The 14998-nt window shown below is 70.2% G+C and carries 16 protein-coding genes; 6 read left to right on the plus strand and 10 right to left on the minus strand.

The window, feature by feature from the left end:
* Positions 1-14: 14 nt before the first annotated feature.
* The 5 genes from ACFY2A_RS15545 to ACFY2A_RS15565 all read left to right on the plus strand — a co-directional run bounded on the left by ACFY2A_RS15545 (position 15) and on the right by ACFY2A_RS15565 (position 4261).
* Positions 15-1124: an acyl-CoA dehydrogenase family protein gene (locus ACFY2A_RS15545; RefSeq protein WP_363924368.1), complete on the plus strand. Its 1110-nt coding sequence runs from the start codon at positions 15-17 to the stop codon at positions 1122-1124.
* Positions 1121-2173, plus strand: coding sequence for an HAD-IIIC family phosphatase (locus tag ACFY2A_RS15550; RefSeq protein WP_387172105.1), 1053 nt, complete (start codon positions 1121-1123; stop codon positions 2171-2173). Before ACFY2A_RS15545 ends, ACFY2A_RS15550 begins: the two co-directional genes overlap by 4 nt.
* Positions 2174-2297: 124 nt before the next feature.
* Positions 2298-2687, plus strand: a complete 390-nt coding sequence (locus tag ACFY2A_RS15555) for a sigma factor-like helix-turn-helix DNA-binding protein (RefSeq protein WP_387172108.1) — start codon at positions 2298-2300, stop codon at positions 2685-2687.
* A 67-nt stretch (positions 2688-2754) separates the two neighbouring features.
* Entirely contained in the window at positions 2755-3624 is an 870-nt protein-coding gene (locus tag ACFY2A_RS15560) for a hypothetical protein (RefSeq protein ID WP_387172110.1), read from the plus strand.
* Between the two features lie 241 nt (positions 3625-3865).
* Positions 3866-4261 (plus strand): VOC family protein, encoded by a 396-nt coding sequence (locus tag ACFY2A_RS15565; protein ID WP_387172112.1) that lies wholly within the window; start codon positions 3866-3868, stop codon positions 4259-4261.
* On the opposite strand, the gene ACFY2A_RS15570 is transcribed toward ACFY2A_RS15565, so the two are convergent.
* From ACFY2A_RS15570 to ACFY2A_RS15580, 3 genes are all read right to left on the minus strand, one after another.
* Entirely contained in the window at positions 4250-4918 is a 669-nt protein-coding gene (locus tag ACFY2A_RS15570) for a helix-turn-helix domain-containing protein (protein ID WP_387172114.1), read from the minus strand. The genes ACFY2A_RS15565 and ACFY2A_RS15570 overlap by 12 nt on opposite strands.
* A gap of 129 nt (positions 4919-5047) precedes the next feature.
* Positions 5048-7531, minus strand: coding sequence for an ATP-binding protein (locus tag ACFY2A_RS15575; RefSeq protein WP_387172116.1), 2484 nt, complete (start codon positions 7529-7531; stop codon positions 5048-5050).
* Between the two features lie 86 nt (positions 7532-7617).
* Positions 7618-8064, minus strand: coding sequence for an NUDIX domain-containing protein (locus ACFY2A_RS15580; RefSeq protein WP_363924375.1), 447 nt, complete (start codon positions 8062-8064; stop codon positions 7618-7620).
* Between the two features lie 97 nt (positions 8065-8161).
* Here ACFY2A_RS15580 and ACFY2A_RS15585 point away from each other — a divergent pair, with 97 nt between their 5' ends.
* A complete protein-coding gene (locus ACFY2A_RS15585; RefSeq protein ID WP_387172119.1) occupies positions 8162-8986 on the plus strand; it encodes a GNAT family N-acetyltransferase in 825 nt (274 codons plus the stop codon).
* A gap of 165 nt (positions 8987-9151) precedes the next feature.
* Here the strand turns inward: ACFY2A_RS15585 and ACFY2A_RS15590 are convergent, their stop codons facing one another.
* From ACFY2A_RS15590 to ACFY2A_RS15620, 7 genes are all read right to left on the minus strand, one after another.
* Positions 9152-10048, minus strand: coding sequence for a cytochrome c biogenesis CcdA family protein (locus ACFY2A_RS15590; RefSeq protein WP_387172121.1), 897 nt, complete (start codon positions 10046-10048; stop codon positions 9152-9154).
* A 1-nt stretch (position 10049) separates the two neighbouring features.
* Positions 10050-10583, minus strand: a complete 534-nt coding sequence (locus ACFY2A_RS15595) for a redoxin domain-containing protein (RefSeq protein ID WP_387172123.1) — start codon at positions 10581-10583, stop codon at positions 10050-10052.
* A 60-nt stretch (positions 10584-10643) separates the two neighbouring features.
* Positions 10644-11393: an anti-sigma factor family protein gene (locus tag ACFY2A_RS15600; RefSeq protein ID WP_387172125.1), complete on the minus strand. Its 750-nt coding sequence runs from the start codon at positions 11391-11393 to the stop codon at positions 10644-10646.
* Positions 11390-11845 (minus strand): RNA polymerase sigma factor, encoded by a 456-nt coding sequence (locus ACFY2A_RS15605; RefSeq protein ID WP_387172287.1) that lies wholly within the window; start codon positions 11843-11845, stop codon positions 11390-11392. Before ACFY2A_RS15605 ends, ACFY2A_RS15600 begins: the two co-directional genes overlap by 4 nt.
* Positions 11830-12186, minus strand: a complete 357-nt coding sequence (locus tag ACFY2A_RS15610) for a YkvA family protein (protein WP_387172289.1) — start codon at positions 12184-12186, stop codon at positions 11830-11832. The genes ACFY2A_RS15605 and ACFY2A_RS15610 overlap by 16 nt, the downstream gene beginning before the upstream one ends.
* 131 nt (positions 12187-12317) lie before the next feature.
* The gene (locus tag ACFY2A_RS15615; RefSeq protein WP_387172291.1) at positions 12318-13064 is read right to left on the minus strand and encodes a GNAT family N-acetyltransferase; all 747 of its coding nucleotides are present in this window, start codon (positions 13062-13064) and stop codon (positions 12318-12320) included.
* Between the two features lie 1074 nt (positions 13065-14138).
* Positions 14139-14945 carry a LysR family transcriptional regulator gene (locus ACFY2A_RS15620; RefSeq protein ID WP_387172127.1) on the minus strand — a complete coding sequence of 269 codons (807 nt, stop codon included), beginning with the start codon at positions 14943-14945 and terminating at the stop codon, positions 14139-14141.
* Positions 14946-14998: the final 53 nt, after the last annotated feature.

The raw sequence follows: 14998 nt of genomic DNA on the forward strand, positions 1-14998 counted from the left end.
CCGAACGCGTACCGATGGATCGGGCTGCGGCCCGCTGCTTCGCTCGGGCCTACCTCGCACCGCTGGCCACCCGGTTCGATCAGGCCGGCAGCATCCCGTCGGAGACGCTCGACGGTATCGGCGCGGCCGGGCTGTGGGCGCCGTTCATCCCGGTCGAGTACGGCGGGCAGGGCGCCTCGATGCTGACCGTGGGCCAGGTGCACGAGGAGATCGGACACGCCTGCTCGTCGGTGCGCAGCCTGCTCACCGTGCACGGAATGGTCTCCTGGGCGGTGCTGAGGTTCGGCACGCCCGGACAGCGGCAGCAGTGGCTTCCGCGCCTGGCGAACGGATCGGTGCTGGGGGCGTTCTGCCTGTCCGAGCCGGACGTCGGCAGCGACGCCGTGAATCTGACCAGCCGAGCGGTCCGGGACGGACGTGGATGGGTCCTCGACGGGACCAAGACGTGGATCACCGGAGGCCAACGGGCGCACCTGTTCCTGGTGTTCGCGCGAACCGGCAACGGCATCGGCGCTTTCCTGGTGCCCCGCGACAGCGACGGGCTGGCGGTGACGCCGATCCCCGGCATGCTCGGCACTCGCGGCAGCATGCTCGCCCGGCTCACCATGAGCGGTGTGCGGGTGGGACCGGACGCCCTCGTCGGCCCGGACGGCTTCGCCACCGGCATGGTGATGACCGGTGTGTTGGACTTCGGCCGCTACAGCGTGGCCGCCGGATCAGTCGGCATCCTCCAGGCCTGCCTGGACGCCTGCGCCCACTACACCGAGCACCGCAAGGTCGCCGGCGTCGCGTTGCGCGACAGGCAACTCATCCAGGCGAAGCTCTCCGACATGGTCACCGACACCCGGGCCGCGCGTTTGCTCTACGAGGCCGCCGGGCGGCTGAAGGACCAGGGCGACGCGGACACCCTGATGGCCACCTGGGTGGCCAAGTACTTCGCCTCGACCGCAGCGGCCCGGCATGCCGCCGAGGCAGTGCAGATCCACGGTGCTGTCGGCTGCCGCCCCGGCCATCTCGTGGAGCGCTTGTACCGCGACGCCAAGGTCATGGAGATCATCGAAGGCAGCAACGAGATCCAGCGGATCACGATCGCGGCCGACGCGTACCGGAAGGATGTTCGGTGACTGACGACTCGTCCGAGGAGGAGCGTCGCGGCCGGATCAAGTGTGTGGTCTGGGACCTCGACCAGACGATCTGGACCGGCGTCCTGCTGGAGGACGCGACGGTGACGGTGAAGCCGGAGGTCGTCGAGGCGATCGAGACGCTCGACCGGTTGGGGATTCTGCACTCCATCGCCAGCAAGAACGATCACCAGGCGGCCTGGACACAGATAGAGCGAAGTGGTCTCGCCGAGATGTTCCTCTGCCCGCAGATCGGGTGGAACGCCAAGTCACACTCCGTTCAGCAGATCGCCGAGAAGCTCAACATCGGGCTCGACACGATCGCCTTCGTCGACGATCAGGAGTTCGAGCGGGCGGAGGTCGCCTCGGCGTGTCCGCAGGTGCTCTGCATGGACCCGGCGGAACTCGCCGAGGCGATGCGCACGCCGGTGTTCCAGCCACGCTTCATCACCGACGAGTCGCGGGAACGCCGCCAGATGTACCGCAACCAGATCAGACGCGACGACGAGGAGGAACGATTCGTCGGCACCCCCGACGAGTTCCTCTCCCAGTTGGGACTGGTCGTACGGATCGAGTCCGCCACCCGGGCCGACCTGCAACGGGCCCAGGAACTGACGGTCCGCACCAACCAGCTGAATTCGACCGGTCGGACGTACTCCTACGACGACCTCGACAAGTCACGTACCTCAGACGACCACCGTCTCTATGTCGTCGCCCTCGACGACCGCTTCGGCTCCTACGGCAAGATCGGACTCGTGCTGATCGAGACGTCGGTAAAGGTCTGGCGTCTACGGTTGTTGCTGATGTCGTGCCGCGTGATCTCCCGCGGCGTCGGGGGGATCGTGCTCAGCCACCTGATGCGGCAGGCCCGGGACGCCTGCGTCGAACTGCAAGCGGACCTGGTCGAGACCGGCCGGAACAGGATGATGCAGATCACCTATGCCTTCGCCGGCTTCCGCGAGATCGGTCGGGCCGATCAGCAGGTGACGCTGCGCGCTGACCTGGACGTCATTCCGCCCGCGCCGCCCTTCGTCCGGCTGATCACGGATTGACCACCGCGCTACCGAAGTCGGCACCGCAGGTCGGCCAGGTCCGGCCGACGTCACGGGCCCGCAACCCCACCGGCCGACGGTACCGTGGTGTCACGATGAGCCCGGTGCCGGACATGCAGTAGACGTGGGCTCTGAGGACCGGTTTCGGCGCGTCTACGTGCTGGCGAACCACCACCGCAGCGGTAGCCGCCGTGAGCGGTTGGGTGAGCGACTCCGGCAACGCCTGACCGCGGTGTCCACACCCGACCCGGGCAGTGAAGTGCCGCAGCGGCTTGCCGTGCAGGCCGCGCTGCGCCGGCTCAACGACACGGACCGGGAGATGTTGCTGCTCACCGTATGGGAGGGCCTGCAGCCCCGGGAGGCGGCGGCGGTGGTCGGGGTGAGCCCGACCGCGGCCCGGACCCGCCTGTCACGAGCGCGGGCCCGGCTGCGCGAACTCATCGGTGACGACTCTGACGCACCCGGACATGTACTCGATGTCCTGGCCGTACCCGTCCCGAAGGAGGGCAGATGACCGACGAGCACCTCGACCGCCTGGTTCGAGACGCCGACCCCTATCGACCTGAGATCATCCAGCGGCCGTGGCCGGCATCGTCGCCGCCTCGTCGCTCTGGTCCGCCCAGCCCGACGACGGGTACGCCGGACCGACCGGCCTGCCCAGCGTCGGCACGGCGGCGATCAGCGGGTGGGAACTCGACCTGAAGGCTGCGCAGGAGCACCCGCGCCTGCTCATCGATGAGCCGGGCTGGAAAGCGACAAGCGTCTACGGATTCGCCGAGGAGAACGGCAGCATCGAATTCCGCAACGGCGACCGTAGCCTGCAGATGAACTGGTACCCGGACGAGCAGTACCAGGGCTACTACGACGACCGGCTACAGGTCAGCGAACCAGAGGTGACCACCGTGGCGACCCGGCCGGCCAGCATCTTCACCTACAGCGAGAACGACATGTCGGCCATGCTCAAGCCGCAGGACGGCACGTTCGTCGAGTTGCGCACCGGGGGCAACTGGACGCGGGCCACCTTCGACGGGACCCTCACCCACGTGATCAAGGTGGATGCCAAGTCGTTCCTCAAGGCGTTGCCGTCGGAGATCGTCACGCCGGGCGACGTCCGTGAGGAAGCCGCCAAGATACTCGCCGACATGCCGTCCCCGCCGGGCTTCGACGTGTCGATACTGGACAACGCCGGCGCCAACGACCCGTACCAGTTCGGCGCCGCAGTGACCGGCAGGGTCACCTGCGACTGGATCGCCGAGTGGATCCGGGCCGACGCTGCCGGCGACGAACACGCGGTCAAGCAGGCAGCAGCCGCGTTGCGCAGCAGCCACCAGTGGAAGGTGCTGCACGACATGAACGACGAGGGCGACTACCCCGAGGTCGTCTGGGAGATCGCCGACAAGGTCGCCGACGGTGATGTCCCAAAGCAGTACAAGGACGGCCTCGGCTGCTGACCCAGCCGGCGGCTAGCGGACCTACGACCGGCGCCTCCGAAGCGCCGGTCGTAGCGGTCCTGACACGGGCGACGCTGACCGGCACGAACCGCAACCGCTCCGCTTCCTCAAGGAGGACGTCGCGCACGTGCATGAGCGCGAACCCGAGCACGTTGCGGCCAGGCCACCGGGCTGTCATGTGGTCACTCGGTGTCCGAATCGTTCAAGACTTCTTCGGCCGCATGCTCGTACGGTCGGAGTCATGGCACCCACCTTCAACGCGATCGGCCTTGCAGTGGCCGACATGGCAGCGTCTCTTTCCTTCTATCGCCGGCTGGGCCTGGAGTTTCCGGCCGGCGCCGAGCAGGAGGCGCACGTCGAGACGACGGTCGAGGGCGGTATCCGTCTCATGTGGGACACGCACGCCTCGTTGCGGTCCTTCGATCCGGATTACCAGCCGGGACAGCCCTCCGGTGGCTGGGCCTTTCTCTGCACGGACGCCGACGAGGTGGACCGATGCCACGCCGACCTGGTCGCCGCCGGATACCCGTCGGTCAACGCGCCCTGGGACGCACCGTGGGGGCAGCGTTATGCACAGGTGCGCGATCCGGACGGCAACGTCGTTGACCTTTTCGCCTGGACCCCGTCACCGCAGTAGGGCGCTCAGTGACACTCCGGCCATCGCCCGTACCTCCCGTGCGAGGTGAGCCTGGTCGGCGTAACCCGCATCGACTGCCACCGTCGCGAACGACCGACCGGACCGGGCCAACGTGAGGGCCCGCTGCAACCGCAGAATCCGCTGCAAGGTCTTCGGCCCGTAACCGAACGCGGCGGTGCAGCGCCGCTGCAACTGGCGGGCGCTCAGACCGCACCGTACGGCGACCGATCCCACCGACAACCCGGCCGACGCGGCACCGGCCAAGGTCACCATCGCCCGGTCGGCTCCTTGCCAGCGCCGGCTCACCGCTTCGGACAGCGCGGTGGCAGGATCGTCAGCCTCGGCGATGGCCCGCACCGCGGCCGCCGGCCACACCGCGTCCAACGGCACACGCCGATCCACCAACTCGTCGGCGGGCACGCCCAACACACCGGGCCCGGTGCCCGCGCCGAACCGCAGCGCTTCATACCGACGGCCGGGCAGGGCCGGCTCGACCTGGGCGGTCGTATCCGGACCGGCCACGAACACCGTGCCGTCGCGCCAGATGATGTCGAGACACCCGTCCGGCACAATGCGCTTCGGCCCACCACCCGGCGGCGTGACACTGCGCCACACCACGACGTACGGCAGCGTTGTCGACGGTCGTTCCTCGTACACGCCCTCGACCCTCCCACGCGACCACGACAACCACGGCCGCCCCGCCCCGCCACAGGTTCGACCAACTCTCCCGGCATAGCGTCGTGAACGCCGCTTGTCGAGCAGTCGATGATGAGTGGTTCGGGCCGGTCAGGACGCTTCGGCTTTGGCTGCTCGCTCCGTGGTGGCGATCCGTTGCAGGCGCTGCCGGATGAAGTCGTCGAGCGTCGATGCCGCAGGGTGGCGGTGCAGAACGTAGAGTCGTCGGGCCTCGGCGGCGTAGCGGCGGGCGGCCGCCCGCCGGTGGAGAGTCACGCTGACCCGTGCCAGGCCGTGGTAAGCCGCGGCGAGCGCGATGTCGTCGGGGCAGCTGGCCGCCGCCGCAGCCGCCTGCTGGAATGCCCGCCGCGCGGCGAGTCGCCGGCCCTGGCGCAGGAGCGTCTCCGCCAGCGCGTTAAGGATCAACGCGCTACTGCCGGGATCACCCAGCTCCCGGGCGAGATCGAGCGCCTGCTCATACTGGTCCCGGGCGGGCGCGAGCCGGTCCAGGTCCCGCAGGGAGTCGGCGTGCTCCCAGAGTGCGCCGACCAGCAGTGTCCGGTCCCCCAGTCGGGTCAGCCTGTCGATGGTGCGCTGGTGGTGCTCCGTCGCTTCGTCGACCCGTCGCTCTGCTGCGGCGATCCGGCCCAGCCCTGAGTGTGCGGCCGCCTCGGCCTGGTCGTCACCGTGGCGCAGGGCCAGGTCGAGGGCCTTGCGGCAGGCATCGGCCGCCTCGGCGTACTGCCGCTGTTCATGCAGGACAGTGCCGATGCCGTACCAGACCCTTCCCTGTAGCGGCTCGTCACCTGCCATCACCGACTGGTCAAGTGCCTCACGGTAGAACGGCATGGCCCGCGCCCGCTCGCCCTGCCAGAAGGCGACCATGCCGAGCAGCAGCAGCGCCCTCGCCTGGCAGCGGCGGTCGTGCGCCCTGCGCGCGGCGGCCAGCGCCCGTTCCCCGTATGCGCGCGCCGGGGCGTACCGACTGCGCCGGAGCTCAACGCCCGCCAGATCGTGTAGCGCGGCGCCCAGTGCCGCCTGATCGTCGACGGCCGTCGCGGCCCGCACTGCCGCCTCATGGATGACGGCTGCCGTCGACAGCATGCCGATCGTGTCCAGGTGCCGGCTGAGGATCGCGGCCAGGTCGACCGTGTGCCGGGGCAGGTTGCGTTCCGCGGTGGCGACCACGCGCGCCAGCACCGGAATCTCGCGATCCAGCCAGGCCCGGGCGGTTTCGGGCTCGATCACGTCCGGGACCCTGACGCCGGACGAGGGAACTGCGGGCAGCGTGGCGCGTAGCGACGGGTACGACACTCCGACGGCGACCGAGGCGCTCGCGCGGTAGTAATCGAACAGCAGGCGGCGTGCCTCGTCCACCGCGTCCTCCTGGTCGGCGAGGTCCAGTGCGTATTGGCGGAGCAGGTCGTGCAGGGCGAAACGTCCACCGCCCCGTGGCTCGACCAGACTCGCTCGGGCGAGTTCGTTCAACAGGTGCCGCGACGTGTCCGGCGTGGCGGACGTCATCGCCGCGAGGGCGTACGCGTCGACGTCGGGCCCGGGATGCACCCCGATCATGCGCAGCGCGCGTCGTTCGGCTTCGCCCGGGAGCCGGCGGTACGACCAGGAGAAGACCGTTCGGATGGCACTGTACGGGTCCCCGGAAGGGCTCAGTACGGTCATCGCCGTGGTCTCGACGAGTTCCTGGGTGAGCTGGGCCAAGGGTTCGCCGGGATACTCCGCCAGCCGCCGCGCGGCGATGCGTAGGGCGAGCGGCAATCCGGCGCAGTTGTCGGCCACCGCGCGAAGAGCGTCCGGCTCGGCCCCGGCCCGCGGGCCAACCAGTTTGGCGAGCAGGGCCAGTGAGTCCGCGTCCGGCATCCGGGACAGGTTGATCCGGGTGACGTCGGTGGTGGTCGACAGTCCGGCGAGGGTGTCCCGGCTGGTGATCAGAACCATGGTCGGCCCGGTGCCGGGGAGCAGCGGACGGACCTGGTCCGCCGAGGCCGCGTTGTCGAGCACGACGAGCATCCGACGGCCGGCGACCAGAGTGCGGTACTGCGCGGTGCGCTCGTCGAGACCCTCCGGAATCGACGGGCCGGCGACACCGAGACCGGCGAGGAACACGGCCAGGGCCTCCCGAGGTGGTACGGCTTGATCGGGGTGATAGCCCTGCAAGTTGACGTGCAGTTGCCCATCGGGGAAGTGCGCGCGGCTTCGATGGGCCCAGTGCATGGCCAGCGCGGTCTTGCCCACTCCTGCGGTCCCGCAGATCAGCACCACGGCAGGTGTGGTGGCGGATCGGCGCCGTTGCCGGCCGAGCTGCGCGACCTCGGCGGCTCGGCCGGTGAAGTACCGAGTGGTCGCCTCGAGCTGCGCGGGCATCGGGGTGGCGTTCGCGTTCGCGCCTCGGTCCTGGTGCCGTAGCGCTCCGGTCACGGTCGCCGCAGCGGTGATGACCGCCAACAGCAGGCTCAGTACGGACGCGACCTGATCACTCTGCCCGAGGCCGATGCGCAGAAACAGCCACGCCAGGAAGCCCTCGACCCCGAGGACCAGGAGTAGAACTGCGACGGTTACCGACAGTCGCCACCTCATCGCTCAATGGTATCGATCGGTGTCGGCCACCGTGACTTGCGAGGATCGTGACGTGTCGCTACCGCGAGAAAGAACAGACCTACGCGTCACCACCCACGCACCAGCAAGCTTTCGCCTCGGCCGATCGCTGCCAGCGCCGCTGCCACGTAGTCGGCGAGGTCCGGCGGCAGCGCTGACGCCGTCGCCCAGTACAGCTCACTGCATTTGCCGGGCTCCGCAATGAACGGCTCCCCGATCCAGCTATCCACCTCGAAGAACAGATGGAAGTACTCACGATCGTCGGAGCGCTCCGGTGCGGAGTGCAGGAGCAGCGCAAGACGGCAGCTGTGCGGATCGGCCTCGATCCCGAGTTCCTCTCGCAGCTCCCGCACGAGGCCGGTGACCGCATCCTCGCCTCCGTCGAGATGTCCAGCCGGCAGGCTGAGCTGACCGTCCCGGTAGCCGGTCGACGCACGGCGGATCAGCAGCACCCGACCCCGGTCACGGAGAATGCCGTACACGGCAGCGGCGACGCGGAAAGGCTCAGTCGGCACACCCGGACCCTACGTCCAGGCGGCCAGAAGAGGGTGCCGTCCCTGACAGCTGCGAACTCGGTGGCGTGAACTCCGGGCCAGGCGTGAGGATGCGTCCATGGCCGATGATCCGTTGCTCGCTCGGGCTCGTCAGGTCTGGCTCGAGATGGCTGACGTCCCGATGGCCTTTCCCGTTGACGGCGGCGTCGGCGTGGCTGTCTCGGCCGGGTCGCGGCTCTGTCCGACGGGCTGGATCGGGATCGTCGCGTTGGGCGACGCCGCCATCGTCACCGTGCCGGCAGGCAGCCGGGCCGGGACCGTTCGCGCGGTCCTGCAGGGTCTCCCGGTCGAGGTTCTGACCGACCCGGACCGGCTGGGCGCCGTCCTGCCCGTCGCCGAGGTGCTGGGGCGGGCACGCCTGGCTTACCTCGACGAAGGCGACTTCCAGCCGGCCGGAATCGATACGGTGGATGTGGTTGCTGCGGACCATGCCGATCTCGTCAGGTTGATGGCCTCGGTCACGGCTGACGACGCCGAGGAATGCGGGTTGGCCGATATCACCTCTTCAGCGTTCGTGGTGCGCCGCGGGCATCACGTTGTCGCGGCGGCTGGCTACCGACGCTGGCCGGGGCGGGTGGCCCACCTGTGCGTACTCACGGCGCCGGCTTACCGCGGGCGTGGCCTGGCACGTGCCGCTGCCTCCGCCGCAACCGCGGACGGCTTGGCGAACCATCTGCTGCCGCAGTGGCGGGCTCGACCGGAGCCGTCGCGCCGAGTGGCGCGGGCGCTGGGATTCCGCCAACTCGGTGCTCAGTGGGCCGCCAACATCGACATCCCCACGCCCGGCGAACTCGACGGCAGCGAACCCATCGATGACCCGCCGGCCGGATTCGCGACGTGGCACGAATGGCGCACACACCGCTGGCCACCGTCGGCCTCCTGAACTCGCCGGACCCAGCGCTGCGGAACTCTGATCCCCTTGGGAACGGGCATTGGAATGGCTGCTGTCACGATGACACCGACGGGCATGGGCCCGATCAGCGCAACTGTCGTCGCCCGCGGAGTGCAAGCCAGTGGTCGCCTCGGGGGCTGTGGGAATGGGCACGGGTCAGTCAGGTGGTTTCCCGATGCCGGTCGGGGTGGGTTGTCGCGTGGGATGGGACCGGCGTCGTCGTTGGCGCCACCAGCTGAGGGCGGCGCCGGCCAGGAGAGCACCCAGGATCACCGTCAGGGTCCCGGCGCCGATGTGGTCGAGCAGGGTGGCCAGCCAGCGCTGGGCGGAGGCGGCGGCCGCGATGATCGGGTCGTTGGTCGTGGCGTCGCGCAGGATCCGGATCTCGAACCAGCCGTACCAGGCCACGTAGGCGCCGGCGGCCACGAGCAGCGCGCCACCTAGGCGGGACAGCAGCGGTGCCGCGCGGCGGATCCGGCGGAGCAGCCCGTCGCGGGCCAGGGCGACGGCGAGCGCGGCGACCGTAACGGTCAGTCCCATGCCGATCGCGTACGCGAGAAACAGTCCTACCCCGGCCAAGGTCGAGCCGGCCCGGAAGCTGCTCACCACAATGGCCAGGAACGGGCCGATCGTGCACGACAGCGACGCCGCCGCGTAGGCGGCGCCGAAGACCACCATGGACGGCAGTGACCGGCGCACGGTCGGGGCGGACGAGACCGCCAGCCGCAGGCCCGGGAGCTGCCGTCCGGCCAGCAGCCAACCGCCGAGTCCGACCAGCACCACACCCAAGGTGACGGTGACCCAGGGCAGGTGTCTCTGCACCGTGCCCGCCACAGGGGTGAGCACCAGACCGAACAGACCGAAGACGGCGACGAAACCGGCGGTCATCGCGGCGGTGGCGGCCAGGGCGCGGACGACTGTCGTACCACGGTTGGTCTCCGCCTCGCCGGCCACCAGCAGCGACAGATACGCCGGCAGCAGCGCGAACCCGCACGGGTTGACCGCGGCGAGCATCCCGGCGGCCACCGCCAGACCCAACGGTGCATCGCCCATCTCAGCCGGCCAGCAGCGGGTCGAGCACGTCGGGCAGCTTGTCGACGTCGGCGCGGCCGCGTTCTACGACCGTTCCCTCGCTGTCGAGCACCACGAAGGTGCTCTGCTCGGTCATCGTGAACCGCTTCCACACCACACCCTGCTCGTCGGCCAGCTGCGGAAACCCGGACAGCTTGGCCATCCGCACGAAGTCGTGCATCGCCGGCACCGTGTCCAAGCCGGCCACCCCGACCACGGTGACCTTGCCCTCGTACCTGGCCGCGAGGTCGCTGACCGGTCGCGCCTGGGCCAGGCAGGTCGGGCACCACGGGGCCCAGAACCACAGCAGCGCCGGCTTGCCCGCCAGGCTGTGACCATCGAAGCTGCCGCCGTCGAGGGTGGCGACGGTGAAGTCGTAGCTGCCGGTCCCCGCGTCGGCGGCCCCGCTGGTCGAGCTGTCCGGCGCGCCCGCCTGGTCACCGGCGTCGTCCGCGCAGCCGGCCAGCAGCAGCGCGCCGACCACCAGCAGGGCAAGGAATGCCTGTCGTATCTTCATCGATGCTCCATTCGTGTCTGCCGACCGGTCGGCATGCGGCCCACCGATCCACGGTTCAGATCAGATCGAGATTCTTGGCGGCCTGACGTACGAGCTCCTCGTCCTGCCGAGCACCAGCGCGGTGTGCGGGCGACGGGAGCACAGGACGACGACACCGTCGAGGTGCATCATCGCGGCACCGTCGGTCCCGATCGGGTTCTCCGCCCGTGGGGAAACCGGGAACGGTCTGTCACTGACGTAGACGAGCAGCCGACGACCGGTGTCGTCCCGGTAGGCGTACCCGGTGACCGGCTGTCCGGCCAGATCGCCGGCACTGGCACCGGCGCCGGACAGGCGCAACGCCGACAGGTCCGGGCCCGACCGGGCCGGAATGATCGTGCCTGGCAGGCGGCCGTCATGGTAGCCGGCCACGGCGACGGAGAGCTGCGGGGCCGGCGCGGACCCGCCGTCCCGCCCGACGATCACCGCGCCGAGGACCGCGACCAGGACCAGCGCGACGGCGGCCAGCGCCGCCCACGACCGCCGGGCGTGCCGGCGCCAGCTGAGCGAGGACAACCACCCGCCGAACGCGGAGCGCTCGCCCGATGGGACCTGCCGCTCGGCGACGACTCCGGCCAGTCGGGCGGCCAGGTGCACCGGTACCGACTCTCGGGCCTGGTGGGCCAGCGCCCGGCCACGACGTCCGGCGTCGACCTCGGCCCAGCAGCCGTCGCAGGTCAGCAGATGCGTCTCGAACGCCTCGCGCCTCCCGTCTGGCAGCTCACCGGCCAGGTAGCCGCCGACGGTGGCATCGTCGTACTGGTGCCTCACTCCGCCGTCACCCCCTGCCGGTGCAGCAGCTCCGCGAGCTTCTTGTGCCCGCGGTGCACCCGGGCCAGTATCGTGCCGCGCGGCGCACCGGTCATCGCCGCGACCTCGGCGGCGGTGAACCCGCACAGGTCCATCAACGCGATCGCCTCCCGCTGCGCGGCCGGCAGCCGCCACAACGCGCGGTGCACCTGCTCACGGACGAGCCCACTCATCGCCTCACCCGCGGTGTCGCTACCCGACGTCACCGTCGTCCCGGCGTCGGGGTCCAGGACCTCCACCGGCCGGACGGACCCGTACCGCCATCCGGCGCGGGCAGCGTTCAGGCAGACCGTCGCCAGCCAAGCCCGCACGTCATCCGGTGGCCGGCGTCGCCACCCCCGCAACGCACGCAGGTACGTCTCCTGCACCAGGTCCTCGGCCTGCGACCGCGACCGGGTCAGCCGCCGGGCCAGGCCGCGACGATTACGTGTCGAGGTACTTGGCGTGCGGCGTAGCGCAGGGCGAGCGCGACCACGACGATGTCGTCGAGAGGGCCGATGACGGGCAGGAACTCGGGGATCAGGTCGACGGGGCTGGCTACCCAGATCCCGGCGATCAGCACAGCGATCTTCGCGCGGCGGGGCACTCGCCGGTCGGTGCGCAGTCGACGGACGGTGGTGACGCAGTCGGGGACGAAGGCGGCCAGGTCGCGCATGATGCCGGGTGGCAGGCGGCGGGCGAGCAGGATCAGCAGCGCCCAGGAGGCAAGCAGCAGCACGACCGCGATAGCCAGGCCGACGAGCCAGTCACGCACGTTCACGGCCTCAGCATGCCACTGGCGTCACAGGTGGGCGATCTGCTCAGGTAGCGGGCGCCAGGTGCCGCTGGCCTTGGTGACCTGCCCGGGTGGCCGTTGGTGAGGGCAAGTTCCGACCCGGCCGCCGTTCATTCCGCGCCGAGGCCGCGGCGGTACGTCCGTACGTGGTCACCGTCTGGGGCGGGCCGCTGCGTTCCAGCTTCCCATCCCAGCCGCTCGTAGAATCCGGTCGCCCCCATGGGCCCCGTCGACGTCTGTGCCTCGGCCCAGCGGGCGCCGGCGTTGCGGACCAGTTCGACGAAACGATCGACCAGGAGCACGCCGATGCCGGTCTTGCGGCAGTCCGGCCGCACCGCCAGCGCGGTCATGACCGCCACGTGTGCAGCCGCAGCAGGCCCGGCTCGCTGCGGTGTCACCACGGCCGCCCGGCGGCGGGCCAGCCGACAGGCCCACGGCCGGACCCGCGTTCGCAGGACACGGAGAGCGACACGGGGCCGAAGCACCAACGCGACAAGCCCGGCGAGGGTGAGGGACGCCATCGCGCGTCGGTCCTGGGCCAGCTCGATGGTGTAACCGGCGTGATCACTCGTACCTAGCACAAACCCGACAAGTTCGTCCTGCGGGGCAGCGGTGTCGATGGCCACCACACCCACCCCGTGTGATGAACTCAAGACAGTGCGGTGCCAGCAGCGGACAAAGCGGGCTCCGAGCGACGGAAACAGTCCCATCGGAAGCAGCTCGACATGGGCGCGGGACATCGCCGGGAGATCCTCATCCCGTGCCGGACGCAGAGCAAGCCGGCCGCCAACCCGATCGGCAGCCGCCAGGCGCGGGGCCGGCGGTGCCACGAGGCTACTGCGGAGATCCTCGATCATCACGCGAGGAATGCGCACGACATCAACCCCCACTCATCAGGGCCAGGCACTCCTGCCCGGAGACCTGACCATGCCCGCACGGACGGACGGCCCCGGCGGACGGCCGGTGGCGTTGCTCGTCACCACGGGTGGCGTGCTGGCGGAGAGGGCCGGCGGGGGTTCTCGGCCATTTCGCCAGTCGTCTGGGTCAGGTTCTGCTGGCTCATCCTGGCCTCCTCGTCACCTCGACCAGCCCTCGGCCACGTCTACCCGTCAGGGACGTCGGGACACCGGGAGACCGGTGACGGTGGGGCGCCCGACCGGCGTAAGGGCAGCATGGCCACCATCCCGGCGTAACGCGGCGTTCGGGTAGTCACCACCCAGTATCCGGCGCTCACCGGACACGGACAGTGACACCATTTCCCCAGCGATCGTGACACCGCGTCACTGACGCCTCGGGCGCGTCCGTGCTGTCGTGGGGACGCGCTTGGTCCAGCAGTCCACCTGCCGGCAACTCGCCTCCATGATCGCCACACTGCGGTCGACCACCCCTGAGTGTGACTACGGCCAGGCGAACGGCTGAGGGGTGCAGTTGATGTACAACGCGCGCAGCCCAGTGAAGTCGGGCTTCTCGACAACCGTCACGGTCACGGGGTCCTTTCCTGGTCATCGGTCGTGCCGTCGGCCCGTCGGTCGACCCGAAGGCCCTCGCACCTCGACGTCGGTCGGTCCAAGAATCCGGCGTCGGCCCGTCCTGCCGATCATGCCGTCGCGAGGCGCTGTCCAGGCGACGGTTCGGCGCCTCCAGTGGGTCCACGTAACGAGTGTCCAACGCTGCGGCCTGCGCCAAATCGGCCGGTCAATCGGTCGGTTCCTGGCGGGGTAGCGCGCCCGATGCACGCGGCGCTCACCTCACTGGCGATCACACCTGGTGAATTGCATCGACAACTGTCCGGCGGCACGGCGATCGTGACAGTCCCGCACCGAAGGGCCGGGACGCCGACGGCTACCCCGCCCAGCCGCGCTGCCGCGCGAGTTGGGCAGCCACGTCGACGACGACCGCAGCGGCCGGCGGCAGCGCATCGCGTCGCCACATCAGCTCCAGGTCCGACGCCGGGAGGTCGTCGGTGAGGGTGAGGACGAGCCGTCGACCGTGGGCAGCGCGGCAAGCGACCGGGGTACCAGCGAAAACCCGGTGTCCTCGGCGATGCCCAAGCGACGCCAGCCGAGTTGCTGGCAGTCCCGAATGTCGAACGGCACGCCAGCGCGGGCGCAGGCGGCGACTACGGCAGCGCGGTAGCCGGGCGTCAGGTGTTCGGGCGGCAGGTTGAGCGGGCCGATCCGCAGGTCGCTCAGTGCCGCGGTCGAACGCCCGGCAAGCGGATGCCGGGCACCGACGACGGCGACCAGCGGTTCCCGTCGCACCGTCTGCCGGGCGAGGTCCGACTGAGCAGAGGCGCCCCGCGACAGCACCAGGTCGAAGCGGCCCGCGCGCAACCCGGCCTCGAGTTCGGTCGGCCACGCCTCGCCCGTGCCAACGGTGATGTCCGGATGCGTCGCCCGCAGCGCGTCCAGCAGTTGCGGCACCACCTCGTCCGCGGCGCTGACGACGATACCGATGCGCACCGTACCGGCGTGGCCCCGCCCGGCCGCCCGCGTCGCCCGGACCATCGCGTCCGTGTCGCTCAGCACCTTGCGCGCGGACGCCACGAAAGCCGTCCCGGCCTCGGTGAGGCGGGTCGGGCGGCGGGTGAACAGCGGTACGCCGAGTTGCCGCTCCAGGTCGCGGATCTGCCGGCTCAGCGGCGGCTGCGCCATGTGCAGACGCTGCGCGGCCCGCTCGAAACTGCCCTCCTCGGCGACCGTGACGACGTACCGCATGAGGCGTAGGTCCACCGACATACCGCGAAGGTACCCGCTCATACCTCATGGATCTTGTCGGTGATTTCGCACCG

The sequence above is a fragment of the Micromonospora sp. NPDC000442 genome, assembly GCF_042898635.1.
Taxonomy (GTDB): Bacteria; Actinomycetota; Actinomycetes; order Mycobacteriales; family Micromonosporaceae; genus Micromonospora.